The sequence below is a fragment of the Paraburkholderia sp. A1RI_3L genome, from assembly GCF_048957895.1.
In the GTDB taxonomy this organism is placed as follows: domain Bacteria; phylum Pseudomonadota; class Gammaproteobacteria; order Burkholderiales; family Burkholderiaceae; genus Paraburkholderia; species Paraburkholderia kururiensis.
Window position 1 is genome coordinate 50,966 of record NZ_JARCHA010000003.1, and the last position, 15,202, is coordinate 66,167.

At 67.9% G+C, this 15,202-nt stretch carries 13 protein-coding genes; 5 read left to right on the forward strand and 8 right to left on the reverse strand.

Features of this window, described 5'->3' with window-relative positions; translation table 11 throughout:
- The first annotated feature begins 184 nt into the window (after positions 1-184).
- The 3 genes from PXJ20_RS10080 (at position 185) to PXJ20_RS10090 (ending at position 3,715) form a co-directional block, all read left to right on the forward strand.
- Positions 185-646 (forward strand): hypothetical protein, encoded by a 462-nt coding sequence (locus PXJ20_RS10080; RefSeq protein WP_126876193.1) that lies wholly within the window; start codon positions 185-187, stop codon positions 644-646.
- Positions 647-1,179: 533 nt separating this feature from the next.
- A complete protein-coding gene (locus tag PXJ20_RS10085) occupies positions 1,180-2,325 on the forward strand; it encodes a branched-chain amino acid ABC transporter substrate-binding protein (RefSeq protein WP_199539815.1) in 1,146 nt (381 codons plus the stop codon).
- Positions 2,326-2,929: 604 nt separating this feature from the next.
- Positions 2,930-3,715 carry a DUF4397 domain-containing protein gene (locus PXJ20_RS10090; protein WP_017776446.1) on the forward strand — a complete coding sequence of 262 codons (786 nt, stop codon included), beginning with the start codon at positions 2,930-2,932 and terminating at the stop codon, positions 3,713-3,715.
- 94 nt (positions 3,716-3,809) lie between these two features.
- On the opposite strand, the gene PXJ20_RS10095 is transcribed toward PXJ20_RS10090, so the two are convergent.
- Both PXJ20_RS10095 and PXJ20_RS10100 read right to left on the reverse strand, forming a co-directional pair.
- Complete coding sequence (locus PXJ20_RS10095) at positions 3,810-5,744, reverse strand: DUF3857 domain-containing transglutaminase family protein (RefSeq protein ID WP_421029492.1); 1,935 nt, start codon at positions 5,742-5,744, stop codon at positions 3,810-3,812.
- A gap of 62 nt (positions 5,745-5,806) precedes the next feature.
- On the reverse strand, positions 5,807-6,781 hold the full coding sequence (locus PXJ20_RS10100) for a helix-turn-helix domain-containing protein (protein ID WP_421029493.1): 975 nt from the start codon (positions 6,779-6,781) through the stop codon (positions 5,807-5,809).
- A 93-nt stretch (positions 6,782-6,874) separates the two neighbouring features.
- Between PXJ20_RS10100 and PXJ20_RS10105 the strand changes: the two genes are divergently transcribed.
- The gene (locus PXJ20_RS10105; protein WP_421029494.1) at positions 6,875-7,489 is read left to right on the forward strand and encodes a hypothetical protein; all 615 of its coding nucleotides are present in this window, start codon (positions 6,875-6,877) and stop codon (positions 7,487-7,489) included.
- Between the two features lie 71 nt (positions 7,490-7,560).
- Here the strand turns inward: PXJ20_RS10105 and PXJ20_RS10110 are convergent, their stop codons facing one another.
- Entirely contained in the window at positions 7,561-8,811 is a 1,251-nt protein-coding gene (locus tag PXJ20_RS10110; protein WP_421029495.1) for an aminotransferase class I/II-fold pyridoxal phosphate-dependent enzyme, read from the reverse strand.
- A gap of 160 nt (positions 8,812-8,971) precedes the next feature.
- Between PXJ20_RS10110 and PXJ20_RS10115 the strand changes: the two genes are divergently transcribed.
- Positions 8,972-9,880, forward strand: coding sequence for a LysR substrate-binding domain-containing protein (locus PXJ20_RS10115; protein WP_421029496.1), 909 nt, complete (start codon positions 8,972-8,974; stop codon positions 9,878-9,880).
- 55 nt (positions 9,881-9,935) lie between these two features.
- Here PXJ20_RS10115 and PXJ20_RS10120 read toward each other — a convergent pair whose 3' ends face one another.
- The 5 genes from PXJ20_RS10120 to PXJ20_RS10140 form a co-directional block, all read right to left on the reverse strand.
- Positions 9,936-10,601: a hypothetical protein gene (locus PXJ20_RS10120; protein ID WP_421030925.1), complete on the reverse strand. Its 666-nt coding sequence runs from the start codon at positions 10,599-10,601 to the stop codon at positions 9,936-9,938.
- 210 nt (positions 10,602-10,811) lie between these two features.
- Positions 10,812-11,630 carry an N-formylglutamate deformylase gene (gene hutG, locus PXJ20_RS10125; RefSeq protein ID WP_421029497.1) on the reverse strand — a complete coding sequence of 273 codons (819 nt, stop codon included), beginning with the start codon at positions 11,628-11,630 and terminating at the stop codon, positions 10,812-10,814.
- Positions 11,631-11,782: 152 nt separating this feature from the next.
- Positions 11,783-13,168 (reverse strand): formimidoylglutamate deiminase, encoded by a 1,386-nt coding sequence (locus tag PXJ20_RS10130; RefSeq protein ID WP_421029498.1) that lies wholly within the window; start codon positions 13,166-13,168, stop codon positions 11,783-11,785.
- Positions 13,169-13,237: 69 nt separating this feature from the next.
- Positions 13,238-14,491, reverse strand: a complete 1,254-nt coding sequence (gene hutI, locus PXJ20_RS10135) for an imidazolonepropionase (RefSeq protein ID WP_421029499.1) — start codon at positions 14,489-14,491, stop codon at positions 13,238-13,240.
- Between the two features lie 75 nt (positions 14,492-14,566).
- Entirely contained in the window at positions 14,567-15,166 is a 600-nt protein-coding gene (locus PXJ20_RS10140; protein WP_421029500.1) for a HutD family protein, read from the reverse strand.
- Positions 15,167-15,202 lie beyond the last annotated feature (36 nt).

Sequence of the window (15,202 nt, forward strand, 5' to 3'; positions counted from 1 at the left end):
TAATGGTGCTGAAGGCGCGAATGGCGCTGAAGACGCTAATGCCGCTGAAGGGCTGAACAGCATCGGCGCCCGCATTCGGGCGGACCGCCTATAATGCGGGCCCGCGCGCCATAAGGGCTCCCCACGCGCTCCACCGCCGCATTCCACCATTCCCCGCTTCACGCATCAGACGACGAGATTCACGATGAGCCACCCCATCCGCAGCGAACAGGAAGAGTATTTCGAGCAGTTGTGCCTGAACGTGGACGCGGGCGAAACGCACGAGCAAGAGGCGATCGAATACTTCGAGAGCCAGATGGAGAGCGAAGAGTTCGACGCCGCGCAGTGGCTCGACATCGCGCTCTATCACGCGCCCGACGTGGCGCGCGGCATCATCGACTTCGTCCCTGAAGAAGATCGCGCACGCAGCGACATCGCCGCCGTGATCGCAGAAAACCTCGACATCGCCTATGGCGACGACGACTGCGAGCGTTTTGCCGCGACGCTGCGCTTTGCGCTCGCCAACGGCGTGGCCGTCGATCTCGACGTGGTGCTCGACGGCTGCCAGCGCGCGCTCGACGACCTCGACACCTGGGCCTCCGACGATACGAAAGAGCCGCTCATGCGTCTGCGCGAGACGCTGCTCGAACTTCAGGCGGACCGCTGAAATCGTCATGCTATTGGGCGGGTAGCGACGCGGCGGTCTGCGCCACTTCGGTCTGCGCCGCTTTGTCACACCGCTTTACCTGACTTCTCCCCGCCGCCCCTTCGCTCGCGCCACGCCTCCAGGCACCCGCTTCCCGCACCGCCTGCAAGTCCGCGGCGAACACTTCTTCTTCCTGCCTCTTTGCGCCCTCGTACGCTGTGCCGAAATGCGCAGCCAAAACGAGGGCTTCGACCAAGACGCAAACAATTTGGCTTCCTATATTCGTGCCAGACTGCCAGCCAGGCACCGGCGACGAGACCACACGCACGGCACGACGCGCGGCGAATCGGGACACGAAACCGTTTCACTCCGTTGAGCTCCGTTGCGCTCCCCCAGGGGACGTCTGGATAACACCGTCCGTGCCCTGCTGGCAGACTGCCTGCGCGCACTGCATGACCGCGACGTGCCGCGACGCCTCAGGGGGGCGCCGCGCATGCGGCCCGGCGCAGCTGCAATCGCGTCTTTCACGAACCGCCGACAAGAAGGAGCACAACATGAGTCTTCGCAAGACCCTCCAACCCTTCGCCGTGCTGCTGGGCGCGCTTGCGATGTCGCCGCTCGCGGCACACGCGCAGGACACCGACGTCAAGATCGGTTTCGCCGCACCGCTCACGGGCGCCAACGCCGGCTACGGCAAGGACCTGCAGAACGGCGTGCAGCTTGCGCTCGACGAGGCCAACGCGCAGAAGATCAAGATCGGCGACAAGGTCGCGCACTTCGTGCTCGTGGCCGAAGACGACCAGGCCGACCCGCGCATCGGCGTGCAGGCCGCGCAGAAGCTGGTGGACCAGAACGTGTCCGCCGTGGTGGGCCACTTCAACTCGGGCACCACGATTCCGGCCTCGCGCATCTATGAAGGCGCCGGCATTCCGATGATCGACCCCGCCGCCACCAATCCGACTATCGTGAGCCAGGGCTTCGCCAATGCGTTCATGGTGATCTCTACCGACGCGCAGAACGCCGGCACCGCAGGCACCTACGCTGTCGAAGTGACCAAGGCCAAGCGCATCGCGATTCTCGACGACCGCACGGCCTTCGGCCAGGGCGAGGCCGAGGAATTCGAGAAGGCCGTGAAGGCCAAGGGCGGCACGATCGTCACGCACGAGTACACGAACAACCAGGCCGTGGACTTCCGCACGCAGCTCACCAAGATCAAGTCGACGGATGCCGACCTGCTGTTCTTCGGCGGGCTCGACACGCAGGCGGCATCGGTCGCCAAGCAGATGAAGCAGCTCGGGCTGCGCGCGCAGCTCGTGGGCGGCGGCGGCGTGATGGACCCCGAGTTCATCAAGCTCGCGGGCGACGCAGCCGAAGGCGTGATGGCCTGGGAATACGGGCGTCCGCTCGCGGCACTGCCCGGCGGCAAGGACTTCTCGCAGAAGTTCAAGAAGCGCTTCGGCGTCGACATCCTCTCGTACGCGCCGTTCGGCTACGACGCGGCGTGGGCCGCCATCAAGGCGATGGAAGCGGCAAAGTCGACCTCGCCGAACGTCTATCGCGCCGCGCTCAAGAACATCAGCTTCGACGGCGTGACGGGCCACATCGCGTTCGAGAGCACCGGCGCGCTGAAGCACGGCTCGTCCACGATGTACCAGGTGAAGAACGGTGCGTGGGTGACGGTCGTGACCAAAGGCAGTTGATCTGCTGATCTGCGGCTGATCTGCGGCTGCCGTCCGGATCGCTCCGGGTCACGGCAGTCCTGGTCAGACGAAGCGGGCGGCCCGGTTCACGGGCCGCCCGTTTTTTTTGCGCGGGCAATGTCTTCGGGGCGCCGCGCTTATTCCTCCGCATTCATTCCTCCGCATTCATTCCTCCGCATTCATTCCTCCGCATTCATTCCTCCGCATTCATTCCTCCACGTCCATTCCTTACCCTTTCTTGCAAAACCCCTGGCGGAATTGCAGAGCCACTGTCCGCCGCCGCTGCCATTGCGCACCGCAATACCCCGATTAGAACGTCCTTTCGGTGCCCTCTTCCCCCTTGCGCCGCCTCGCGTTGCACCCTGGGCGCATGCGCTCGTGCCATGCGTGGCACACCGATTGCGCTTGTGCCGCCGTCCAAACGATGTTCGTCGAGCGCCGCTCCCGCAGCCTTTCGCGCGACGAACAACAGGGATAAGAACGCGCGCCGTCCATTTGCGATGCTGCCAGGGGGACAACACGCGTGCCTATGCACGCATGGCACCCGGCAGCGACGGCCGCACGACAAACATGGGCGGCTCGCCCTCTTCGATGAGGTGACAACATGAAGGCATTTCGTACATTGGGCTCGGTCGTGGCCGTGGCTGCGCTCGTGGCCGCATGCGGCGGCAGTGGCCACGACGTGGGCAAGGAACTGGGACTGCAAAACCCCGAGATTCATTTCGTGCACGCCATCGCAGGCGGCCCGACCGTCGACTTTCTCGTGAACGGCAGTCCGTTGCAGACCGGCATCTCGTACAAGCAGGTCACGAACTTCGCGAACATCAATACGGGCGCAACGGCAGTCGCCTATGCGAACACGGGCACCACGACCGCACTTGCGAGCGGCAATTTCCCCGACGTCGCCAAGGGCCACGAGTACACCGTGCTCGCGCTGCCGGGGCTCGCTGCGCCCGACATCGGCCTGATCGACGATCCGTTCGACAAGGGCCTGCTCTCCAACGACGCCCGCGTGCGCGCCTTCAACGCCACGGCCAACGCGCAGAACGTCGACCTCTACATCGTGCCGCCCAACACCAACATCAACACCGTGAGCCCGACAATGGCCGGCGTGTCGTTCAAGAACGCAGTGCCGGCAAGCGGCCAGGACTCCATCTATCTCTCGGGCGGCAACTACGTCGCCATCGCGACCACCGCGGGCAGCAAGACGCCGATCTTCCAGTCCAGTACCTTCAGCCTCGCCAACAACGCGGACTGGCTCATCACCACGGTGCCCGTTGCCGGCGTATTGAGCCAGCTCGCGCCAAACCAGATCCATCTGCTCGTCGCGCAGGGCGGCAACACCACCACACCGGCGCTGGAGTTGACGAATACGCTGACGGGTTCATAAGCGGGTTCATGAGCGGGTTCATAGGCAGGTTCATACGCCGCTTCATGAGCCGAACGACAAACGGGGAGCTCGCGCAGTCCCCGCCTCGCCCGTCTCAATGCGGCGCGTGAGCCGGGCCGCCCGGCTTCGCCCGCACCACGATCTGCGAGAGCGCGTCGCGTTCGATTGCGACGAGCGAGGCGCGCATCGCGTCGAACGTTTCGGGCGTGCAGAGTTGGCGCCCGAAGTGCGTATGCAGCCGGCGCTCGATCTGCAGCGTCTGCGACGCCGCGTCGAACACATAGTGCGAGGCGTAGTCCACGAAGCCGTCATGCGCTTCGGTATCCGTGGGCAGATCTTCCACATGCACGGTGCGAGGCAGCGAAATCTGCGCGGTCTCATCGAAATCGCCGTCGATGCAAACGAACGGCTGCGTGCGCCGCGGCACGGCGAGCCACGCCTGAACCTGGCTCGCGATGCCGCCGGCGAGGCTCGACAGCGCCGGCATCGCCGTGGTGCCGTCGGGCCAGACGGCGTGCTCGATGGTGCCCGTCGTCGTCGTGGAGAACGGGCCCTCCGTGGGCGCGAGCGGCGCCGTGCGAATCTTCGCGGTGCCTGTGAACCCCGTTTGCCGCAGACGGTCCGCCGCTATCTGCTGCGCGCGCTGCCGCGTGGCGCGGCGAAACATGTTGCGCTCCAGTTCGGCGCTCACGCCGTCGTCGTCCACGTGGTACGCGTAGGCCGCGTTGCCGTCCGCGCCCACGTCGACCGACAGATGCACGCTGCGAGCACGCGGTTGCGTGGCCGGCGTGCGCGTGAGTACGCCTTCGTCCACGAGCAGCGCGGGCCGGTCCATCACGATACCGGGCAGATAGCCGAATGCCGTGCCGCCTGCCGTGGTGTCGGCGAACAACTGCAGGTCAGGCATCCAGACGATCACGTGATTGATCGCGCCCGAGCCATAGCCCGGCACCGAAGGCAGCGTATAGACGGACCCGAGCCCGATCAGCGCAGCCTCGGCGCGAATGCCGGCCGCCGCGAGCAGCGCGGTGAACACGGCGACGTGGTCCTTGCAATCGCCGTAGCGGTTGCGCAGAACATCCGTCACGCGATGCGGCACGGTCGCCGTTTCGCCCAGAAACAGCGCCACGTAGCGGATGTTGAAGCGCACCCAGTCGTAGATCGCGCGGGCCTTCTCGCGCGGCGTGGCCGCATGCGCCGTGAGCGCGGCCGCCAGCGCGGCCACTTGCGGATCGGTCGCGGTGGGGTCCGCGGCGGCATCGCGATAGAGCGCTGCGAACGCCGCGTAGTCGCGCACCGTCGAGACCATCAGGCGGTCGCCCCACGTGACGTAGCCGGCCGCACCGGCCTCCTGCGGCGCATAGGGACCGTGGCGGTACTCGAACGTGTAGCGGGTGCGGCCGTTCGCCGTGACGGGCGCAAGCGCCACGTAGCCGCGTGCGTCCGCGTAAAGCGGCACGTCTTCGGGCAGGTCGTAGATCAGTTGCTGGAACTCGACGGGACCGCCCGTGGGCTCCACGAAGTAGGCAAACGTCGCGCCCGTTCGCGGCGCCACGCGCGTCTTGCGAAACGCAAGATGCACGCGCGCGCCGGGTTGGACGCCCGGAAAGATCACGGTACGCAGCACGCCGTCTTCGAAGGTGGGCGCGCCCGACGAACGCGGCTCCTGCACGTCGCGTATGCCTTCGGGCTCCACGCGCCGCACCGTGCCGTCGGGCTCGATGGTTTCGGCGGCGAGCAGCGCCACGCGCTCCGTGTCCTTGTTGAACCAGACGTAGCGCTGGGCGATTTCGTCGACGCCCGCGTTCGTGTTGGCGCGCAGCACGGTGTCGTCGTGCTCTTCCACGGAACCGTCTTTCTGGACGACGAAGAGATGCACGTCGCGTTCGACCGTGGAAGGCGGCACGTCTTCGGGCTCGGGCTCAGGTGCCGAAGCGGCGTATGCGCACGGCAGGACGAGCAGCGCGAACATCACGGCGGCGAGCGCGCGCGTGAAGGCGCACACGAAGGCGCCCGCAGAACGTGGCATCGATGCGATGCCGGCGCGAGACGGTGCGGCCGCATGCGGCGTCGGCATCGTCGGCGCGCGGTTCATGCGCGCGTCGTCCCGGGGGGCTCTGCCGTGACCGCGCCCGCGGCACTGACGCTCGCCGATGGGCCTCGCGCCGCGGCACGCCAGGCGCGCGGGCTCATGCCGAACTCGGCGCGAAACGCGTGATTGAAATTGGAGACGTCGTTGAAGCCGCAATCGAGCGCGATATCGAGCACCGTCGTCCCGCCCGCCTCCGGGCGACGCAGGCGCAGCGCCGCGGCCCGCAGACGGGTGCGCAGCACGTACTGATGAGGCGTGATACCCGTCACCTGCGAAAACGTGCGCAGGAAGTAGAACTCGCTCACGCCGGCACGAGCGGCAAGCGTGGCGAGCGTGTGGTCTTCGCCCGGCGTCGCTTCGATGAGTTGCACGGTCTGCGCCACCCGCGACCACGCCGTGGCCGTGCCGCGCGCGGCATGGGACGTGGCGCGTCCCTTCTCGTGCTCGTTCATCACCGCGAGCGTGGCCGCGGCAAGCTGCACGGCGAGTTCGTGCCAGGCGACGCCGGCGGGTGCCGCGGCGCCCGCCATCGCCCGCGCAACCAGCGGCGCGAGTCTGCGCGTGGGCGGCACGCGCGTGGCGCGAAAGGCCAGGCTGCCGCTGCGCACACCGAGGTCGGCGGCGAGCCGTTCGAACCATGCGGGCGTGTAGTGAAACGACAGGCAGCGGTCGCCGGCCCCATGGCGATGGCCGCATTCGAAGCAGGCGCCGGCGTTGCCGAGCATCAGCGAACCCGGCGTCATCAACTCGCGCCCCGCTTCCGACCGGTAGCCGAACGACCCCGCCGCCACGACCGCAATGCAAACGCTGCCGTGCCGTTCCTCGAACGGCTGATCGCGCGGGCCGAAGGTGCAGAGCACGTCGTCCACGCGCCAGCCCTCGGCCGCCGCCAGGTGGCGCGCCGTCGTGCGGCCGGCCGCGCCGTCGCGTGCGCGCATCGCCAGTGCCTGCTGCAGATCCGCCGCAATTTTCACCAGGAAGTCCCCCGCGAGGTCTCGTATGCTCGTTTTTAGCACATCGACGCGGCCGGCGTGACGCCCGGCACGCACCCTCAAGGAGACTGCCAAATGAGCCCGCAGAACGCCGAGGCCACGCGCCTCGACTCCGCTTCGCACGCATTGAATCCGCTGCGCGCCGACGCATGCGAGGGCGCGCTGTGGCCCGCACTCGGCGCACAAGCGCGCGCTGCCGACATCGCCGCAAGCGACGACCTCTACGGCTGGCTCCTGGGCAGCTGGACGCTGGAGGTGCTGCACTACCGCACCGACATGCGCACCGCGCCGATGAAGGCCGAGGCGCACTTCGGCAGGGTGCTGGGCGGCCGCGCGATTCAGGACGTCTGGATCTTTCCCGCTCGAAGCGAATGGCAGGGCCGCACGCGCGACACGCAAGCCGCGGGGCCGCTTGGCTACGGCACGACGCTGCGCGTATGGGACGCCGCGCTGCGTGCATGGCGCGTCACGTGGATCGACCCCGTGGACGGCCAGCGCAGCGAACTGATCGGCCGCCGCGTGGGCAACGACATCGTGCAGATCGGCACACGCGCGGACGGCACGCCGATCCGCTGGAACTTCACCGACATCACGGCCGACACGTTTCGCTGGACCGGCACGTCGCTGGACGTAGACGGCGCGACGTGGAAAGTGGGCGGCGATTTCGTCGCAACACGCATGCGGGGGTGAATGGCTGCGCGGTGCGTCGGATGCACCGCTTCATTCACGTTGCCCACTTGCGTTGCTCCAGGCCCACCGCTTCAATCACGCGCCTCGTCGATCGCCCGCAGCAGCGACACCGCAATGCCCTGCGCCGCGAGCCGAACCTCGTCGAGCGAAGGAAACGACGGCGCGATGCGCAGATGCGTGTCGTGCGGATCGCGTCCGTACGGAAACGCGGCGCCTGCGGGCGTGAGCACGAGCCCCGCCTCGGCCGCGAGCGCAACCGTGCGCTTCGCGAGCCCATGCGGCGCGTAGAGGCTGATGAAGTAGCCGCCTTCGGGCCGCGTCCACGTGACGCCGGGCACGCCGGCCAGCCGCTCGGCGAACGCTTCCAGCACCGCATCGAACTTCGGCTGCAGCAGCGCGCGATGCCGCGCCATGAGCGCATCCAGCGCGGCGCGGTCCGGCAGAAAGCGCACGTGACGCAACTGGTTGAGCTTGTCCGGCCCGATGGTGCGCACCGATACGCAGTGCTGCCACCACTCGACATTGCGCGGCGACGATGCCAGAAACGCCACGGCGCCGCCGCTGAACGTCACCTTCGAGAGCGACGCGAACACGAGCGCGCGGTCAGGGTGCCCCGCCTCGGCGCAGGCGCGGATCACGTCGAGCGTCTCGTGCTTCGTACCAGTGAGGTGGTGGACGCGATACGCGTCGTCCCAGAAGAGCCTGAAATCGGGCGCGGCCGGCATCGCGGCGAGGCGCCGGATCGTCGCGTCCGACCAGATTGCGCCGCTCGGGTTGCTGTAGAGCGGCATGCACCACATGCCCTTGATGGCGGGGTCGCGACGGAGTTCGCGTTCGACCGCGTCCATGTCCGGACCGTCGTCTTGCATGGGCACGCTGACCATGCGAATGCCCAGCGCCTCGCAGATCGCAAAGTGCCGGTCGTATCCGGGCACGGGGCACAGGAACGCGACGTCGCCCTGCGCGCGCCATGGGGCTGAACAGGCTGAACCGGCCGAACCTGCTGCGCCGCTCGTGCCACTCATGCCGCGCAGCATCGCGAAGGCGATCGCGTCGTGCATGAGTTCGAGGCTCGAGTTGCCCGCCGCCACGACCTGCGCTGCAGGCACGCCGAGAAACGCCGCGCCGAATTCGCGCGCCTCGGGTAGACCAGGCAAGTACCCATAGTTGCGGCAGTCGATGCCGTCGCGCGACAGCCAGCCTGCGCGCGGCGCGTCGTCCACGAGCGCCTGCGAAAGCGCAAGCTGTTCGGGCGCGGGCTTGCCGCGCGACATGTCGAGGCGCATGCCCCGTTGGCGAAACTCGTCGTAACTCATCGGCATTGCATCGGTCTCCCGCCGCGGCAGCGGCACGTTGTCAGGACCGGGCCAGTATGCAAGCCGCGGGCGGGTTCAGGCAAACGCGTTATATTGAACGCTACAATCAGATTTCCTGATGGCAGATTCAACGCCCTTCTCCGTTATCCAACCCGATTTCCCGCTCATGAAGGCTCTCGATCTCGATGTACTCGCGATGGTGGTCGCCGTCGCCGACGCGGGCAGCTTCGTGCGCGGCGCCACGCTCGTGCATCGCTCGCAATCCGCGGTGAGCATGCAGATCCGTTCGCTCGAAACGTCGCTCGGCAAAACGCTGTTCGTACGCGGCCCGCGCAACGCCGTGCCCACCCAGGACGGCCAGATGCTGATCGGCTACGCGCGCCGCATGCTCGCGCTGCGCGACGAAGCCTGGGCGTCGATGGCGCACCCCGAGGTGAAGGGGCGCGTGTCGATTGGCGTGCCGGACGACTACGCGTCGTCGCTGCTGCCGCCCGTGTTGCGCCAGTTCTCGGCGAGCTGGCCGAAGGTGGAGATCCAGGTGATCGGGCTGCCGAGCCACGCGCTCGCCCCGCTCATCAAGGACAATCGCATCGATCTCGCCTGCGTGACGCGCCTGAAGGGACTGCCCGGCGAACTCATCCGCTTGGAGCCGATGGTGTGGGCCGGTCCGGGCCGCGTAGGTCCAGGCCGCGCAGGTCCGGGCCTGGCAGGCTCTGCGGCAGCAACGACGACAGGCCGTGAAATCTGGAAGGAAAGGCCGTTGCCCATCGCCGTATTCGGCACGGGCAGCGTCGCACGCGCGAATGCGTTGCGCGCCCTGGAGCGGGCCCGCATTCCCTACCGCACCTCCTACGAGAGCCCGAGCTTGATGGGCCTGTGCAGCATGGTGGCCGCGGGTCTTGCGATTGCGCCGCTCGCGCGCTGCGCCGTGCCAGAGGCGTTCACGCAACTCGGCCGCGCGCAGGGTCTGCCGAAGCTCCCCGAACTCGAAATCGTGCTCGCGCGCAGCGGCCGTTCGAACCGACCGCCCTGCGACTTCCTCGCGGAACAGATCCTGACAGGATTGAGGCGCTGAAGCGGGCCACGCCGTCGCGATCGATGTGCCAGCGCGGCGCGTGTTCGTCAGCCGATCACGGTTCGGTCTCGCCCACCCGCGCGAGCAACGCATGCAGCTTTTCGACATGCCGCAGCAGCAACTCGCGATGCTTCTCGATCTGCTCGAGCCGCCCCGCGAGATCGGCGCGCACGCGCGCGTCAGGGTCGGCGGCGGCGATCACGTCGTCGATGCGGGTGCGCAACGCCGCATGCTCGACAGGCAGCAGCGTGAGATGCCGCTCGATACGCTTCACGTCCTGCACGGCAAGCTCGCGCACCTTGCGCAGGCCGGCGAGCCGGCGATGCGCTTCGACGTCGGCGGGCGGGTCGTCGCGCTTCGCGGGCGCGGGCTGGCCGAAGATGGGCTCGGGCGCGCGCAGCACCGACTTCTTGCGCACCGGCGCCGCCGTGCCGCGAAAGCGTGCGTGCGGGATTTCGTTGTCGATGGAGGCGCGCGTGTCGTCGGGAATGTCCGCGTCGTCGCGGGGCGCGTCCATCCAGCCCGCGGGCAAGCCGGTCACCGCCTCCACGCCGCGCACGAACTCGTCGCTGAAGTCGCGCTGGCCCGCGAGGATGAGCTTGAGATAGGACTCGGAGAACGTCATCATGCGCGCGAGGCGCGTCGCCGCGCCGACCTTGCGCGTGAGCAGCACGAGGTTGGCACGCCAGACCGGAAGCAGCGATTCACCGGATTCGTCCATTGCTGGGTCGTCCATGTGGGTCCGTCCAGGTTTTTGCCAAAGAGGCTGGGCGCCCGCGCAATGGGGTCATACCTCGGGGTCATACCTCGGGGTCACACTCCGGCAGGTCCGCGCGGCGCTTCGTCGTGAAAGGGTAGCCGTTTTGCGGTGCGGCACGCAACCGCCCGGCAGGGACCGACGATCGGCGCGCCGCTCAGCAGCCCGCCATCATTACGCCGTTACCCGCGCGAGCGCCGCCTTCACGAGCGACTCGATGAGCGGCGCCACCTGTGCCGCGCGCGTTTCGTCGTAGGCGTACGGCATCTGCTCCTGCATGTAGGTGATCTGCGTGAGTTCGAGCTGGATGGCGTGCACCCCCTCGGCGGGCTTGCCGTACTCGCGCGTAATGTAGCCGCCTTTGAAACGGCCGTTCGCCACCGCCGTATAGCCGCCGTGCTGCGTCACGAGCACGGCCATGTCCTCGGCAAGTCCGGGCAGCGCGCTCGCACCGTTCGCCGTGCCGAAGTTGAAATCGGGCAGACGTCCCTCGAAGAATCGCGGCACGTGCGAACGGATGGAATGCGCCTCCCACAGCAGCACGCGGCCATGCTGTCCCTTCAACGCCGCCAGTTCGTTTTTCAGCGCGTCGTGATACGGACGCCAGTACGCCTCGCGGCGCCGCGCCATTTCGGCGTCGTCGGGCAGGTGTCCATCGCGGTAGAGCGGTGCCTTGTCGAACGTGTCCACGGGCAAGAGCCCCGTGGTGTCCTGGCCCGGATAGAGACTCGCGCCGTCGGGCGGACGGTTCAGATCGATCACGTAGCGCGCGTAGACGGGCGTGAGAATCGACGCGCCCAGTGCCTTCGCAAACGCGTACAGACGGTCCAGATGCCAGTCGCAGTCGTCCACGCGCGCCGCGACGGGCGTCATGGTGGCCGCAATGTCGTCGGGAATGCGCGTGCCCAGGTGCGGAATGGAGATCAGCAGCGGCGCGCTGCCGCGTTGCAGCGAAAAAACCGGTGCGGCAGTTGCAATTGAGGATGCGTTCATGTCGGTCCAGTAACGGCGAAGTGCGCAAACACGCAGCTGTGAATGCGCAGCATGGGAGACTTGCGCAGGTCATGCTGCATGCGCGGTTTGCCTCGGCGATTCACGTCTGCCGCTCAATTGCGCTCGCTCATTGCAGCAACTTACCTGGCACCTTACTGCAACAACGCCGCGAGCGCTGCGCGGTAGCGCGCATAGGCCTCTTGCTCGTCGCGATGGCGGCGGTTTTCCACCACCTTCGCGCCGCCCGCGTAGACGTCGCGCACCGGCGATTCGCCGTGCTCGCAGAACACCACGCCCGAAAGCCATGCACGCGGCTCGTGCCCCGCGATGCTCGCGTGTTCGCCGTCGAGCACGATGCAGTCGGCGCGGCGCCCCACTTCGAGCGCACCCACGGCGCGGCCCGTGGCCTGCGCGCCGCCGGCGAGCGCATCGGCGAAGAGCCGGTCGGCCACGTGCGTGACCTGAGCCGACGCCAGCACGTTGCGCTCGCGCCGCGCGAGACGTTGCCCGTATTCGAGCAGCCGCAATTCGGCGCGCCAGTCCACTGCGATGTGGCTGTCCGACCCCACGCCGAAGCGGCCGCCCGCCGCGAGGTAATCGTGCGCGGGGAAAATGCCGTCGCCCAGATTGGCCTCCGTGGTCAGACAGAGCCCTGCCACGGCGCCGCGTTTCGCCAGCGACTCCACTTCGTGCGCATCGACGTGCGTGGCATGCACGAGGCACCAGCGCGCATCGACGTCGAAGCCATCGAGCAGCCATTGCACCGGGCGCGCGCCTTCCGTCGCGAGGCACGCATGCACCTCGGCGGTCTGCTCGGCAATGTGGATATGCACGGGCGCGCCGGGAAAGTGCGCGTCGAGCCCTTCGAGTACTTCGCGCAGCGACGCCTCCGACACCGCACGCAACGAATGCGGCGCCACGCCGTAGCGCAGCCCCGCTTGTTCGGGACACGCGCGGCGCAAGCCGTCGAGCAACGCAAGCAGGCGCTCGGGCGTGTTGATGAAGCGGCGCTGATCCTCGCGCGCAGGCTTCGCGCCAAATCCGCTGTATTGATAGAGCACGGGCAGCATCGTCATGCCGATGCCGGTTTCATGTGCCGCGCCCACCACGCGCTGCGCGAGTTCGGCCACGCTCGCATACGGCGCGCCGTCTTCGGCGTGGTGCACGTAATGGAATTCGCACACCGACGTGTAGCCCGCCTTGAGCATCTCCACATAGAGCCAGCGCGCGATAGCCGCCAGCTGATCGGGCGTGATGCGCGCAGCGAAGCGGTACATGAGGTCGCGCCAGCTCCAGAAGGTGTCCGTGGCATTGGCCCGATATTCGGTGAGCCCCGCCATGGCGCGCTGGAATGCGTGCGAGTGCAGGTTCGGCATGCCGGGCAACACCGGGCCCGCTGCGTGCGGCACGTCGGCGGGCGCGGAGCAGTCGGGCGTGATCGCCGTGATCGTGCCGTTGCTGTCCCATTGCAGCAGGACGTTGCGGCGCCACCCGTCGGGCAGGAACGCGTGCGCGGCAAACAGAGATTGCTGTGTCATGGTGAGGTGTGCCTTGTGAGGCGCTTGATCGTAAAAGCTCGCCGGCCAGTGTCGAAGGCGCTGCGCGGTTCAGCGCCCGAAGGGCAGTTCGTGCCGCGCAACGCCATACGCGGGCCGCTCATAAACGGTCGCCCCGCCGCGCACTACGCGCGCGCACAGCGGACGCCCCATCGTGTACACGAGTTCCGCGAGCGTATCGACGCGCCACACCGCGAAATCCGCGCGCCGCCCCACCGCGAGCGCGCCGTGCACGTCGGCTTTGCCGAGCGCACGCGCCGCGTGGCGCGTCACGCCTTGCAGCGCCTCGGGCACGGTCATGCGAAACAGCGTGGCCGCCATGTTCATCATGAGCAGCAGCGACGTGGCGGGCGACGTGCCCGGATTGCTGTCCGTCGAAATGGCCATGGGCACGCCGTGGCGGCGCAGCAGATCGAGCGGCGGCAACTGCGTTTCGCGAATGAAGTAGTACGCGCCCGGCAGCAGCACGGCCACGGTGCCCGCTTCCTTCATCGCGATCACGCCGGCCTCGTCGAGGAACTCGAGATGGTCGGCCGAAAGCGCACGGTAGCGCGCCGCAAGCGCTGCGCCACCCGAGAGCGACAACTGCTCGGCATGCATCTTCGCCGGCAGGTTGTGCCGCGCCGCGGCTTCAAAAACACGCTCGCTCTGCGCGAGCGAAAAACCGATACGTTCGCAGAACACGTCCACGGCATCGACGAGGCCTTCGTCCGCGAGTGCGGGCAGCATGCTGTGGCAGACCTCGTCGATATAGTCGTCGGCGCGGCCAGCGAACTCAGGCGGCAAGGCGTGAGCGCCGAGAAACGTCGTGTACACGGTCACGGGATAGCGCTCGCCCAGTTGCCTCGCCACGCGTAGCGTCTTGCGCTCGCTGGCGAGGTCGAGGCCGTAGCCCGACTTGATCTCGATAGCCGTCACGCCTTCGGCGAGCAACGGTTCGAGTCGCGCGGCCGCGGCCGCGTAGAGCGCGTCTTCGCTCGCCGCACGCGTGGCGCGCACCGTCGAGACGATGCCGCCGCCCTGACGCGCGATCTCCTCGTAACTCGCGCCCGCAAGCCGCATCGCGAATTCGTCGGCACGCTGGCCGCCATAGACGAGATGCGTGTGGCAATCCACGAGTCCCGGTGTGACCCACGCGCCGGCCAGATCTTCGCGCGGCCACGCCGCGTATTCGGCAGGCAAGGCCGCGCGTGCGCCGAGCCATACGATCGTGCCGTCCTGCACCGCGAGCGCCGCATCCGCGATGGACTCGCCGGGGTCGCCCTGCGGGCAGAGATTCAGGTGATGCCAGACAGTCTGGTTCATGGCGTTCCTGGAGTTCGTCGGATTCGGATTGAGGGGCGCCCGGCGGCCCGCGTGAATGCGCGAGGACGCGCCGCGTCAGACATGCCGCACCGTCACGGCCAGCAGCGCGCCTTCGCCTTCGGCGCTCACGAGCAACGCTTGCGTGCGGTCCACGCGCAACGTGTCGTCGGTCGAAAGTTCGACAGGCGCCATGCCGCGCAGCGTGACGCGCATGGGGCCCACCGCGCAGAACAGCAGCACCGTGTCGCCCGAAAGCTCGCGCTGCACGTTGCCGCGCCATACGTCGAGGCTCGCCGTGGCCGCACCCCGGCGCACCATCAGGTTGAAGTCGCGCGTGGGACCGTTCACGAGCCTTGCGTCGATGCGGGCCTCGCCCGCAAAACGCGCGACGTCGAGCGGCTCATCGAGCGCATGCGTGTGCGTCGTGCTGGATGTGTCATCAGCGTGCACGTCGAGCAGCATGCCCGCGCCCGCGAGCAACACCAGCGTGCGATCGATGCCCGGAAAACGCGAGAACGGCCCGGCCGCAGCCACGTCGGCGATGCTCACGCGCCACGCGAACGTATCGAAGCCGGCGCCTTCCGGCGCGGCCGCCACTTCGCGCGTCACGCCGCCGCCGTTCTTCCACGGCGACGCGACGAGCGTCGCGGCACGCATCAGCGTGATGTCGTTCATGGCGAGGCGATTGCGATCCGCGGGCTGCACGCCGAA

Excerpts from the sequence above, each read along its gene's own strand:
- PXJ20_RS10080 (WP_126876193.1), top strand. The coding sequence starts at position 185 with ATGAGCCACCCCATCCGCAGCGAACAGGAAGAGTATTTCGAGCAGTTG.
- PXJ20_RS10085 (WP_199539815.1), top strand. The coding sequence starts at position 1,180 with ATGAGTCTTCGCAAGACCCTCCAACCCTTCGCCGTGCTGCTGGGCGCG.
- PXJ20_RS10090 (WP_017776446.1), top strand. The coding sequence starts at position 2,930 with ATGAAGGCATTTCGTACATTGGGCTCGGTCGTGGCCGTGGCTGCGCTC.
- PXJ20_RS10095 (WP_421029492.1), bottom strand. The coding sequence starts at position 5,744 with ATGCCACGTTCTGCGGGCGCCTTCGTGTGCGCCTTCACGCGCGCGCTC.
- PXJ20_RS10105 (WP_421029494.1), top strand. The coding sequence starts at position 6,875 with ATGAGCCCGCAGAACGCCGAGGCCACGCGCCTCGACTCCGCTTCGCAC.
- PXJ20_RS10110 (WP_421029495.1), bottom strand. The coding sequence starts at position 8,811 with ATGCCGATGAGTTACGACGAGTTTCGCCAACGGGGCATGCGCCTCGAC.
- PXJ20_RS10115 (WP_421029496.1), top strand. The coding sequence starts at position 8,972 with ATGAAGGCTCTCGATCTCGATGTACTCGCGATGGTGGTCGCCGTCGCC.
- PXJ20_RS10120 (WP_421030925.1), bottom strand. The coding sequence starts at position 10,601 with ATGGACGAATCCGGTGAATCGCTGCTTCCGGTCTGGCGTGCCAACCTC.
- hutG (WP_421029497.1), bottom strand. The coding sequence starts at position 11,630 with ATGAACGCATCCTCAATTGCAACTGCCGCACCGGTTTTTTCGCTGCAA.
- PXJ20_RS10130 (WP_421029498.1), bottom strand. The coding sequence starts at position 13,168 with ATGACACAGCAATCTCTGTTTGCCGCGCACGCGTTCCTGCCCGACGGG.
- hutI (WP_421029499.1), bottom strand. The coding sequence starts at position 14,491 with ATGAACCAGACTGTCTGGCATCACCTGAATCTCTGCCCGCAGGGCGAC.
- PXJ20_RS10140 (WP_421029500.1), bottom strand. The coding sequence starts at position 15,166 with ATGAACGACATCACGCTGATGCGTGCCGCGACGCTCGTCGCGTCGCCG.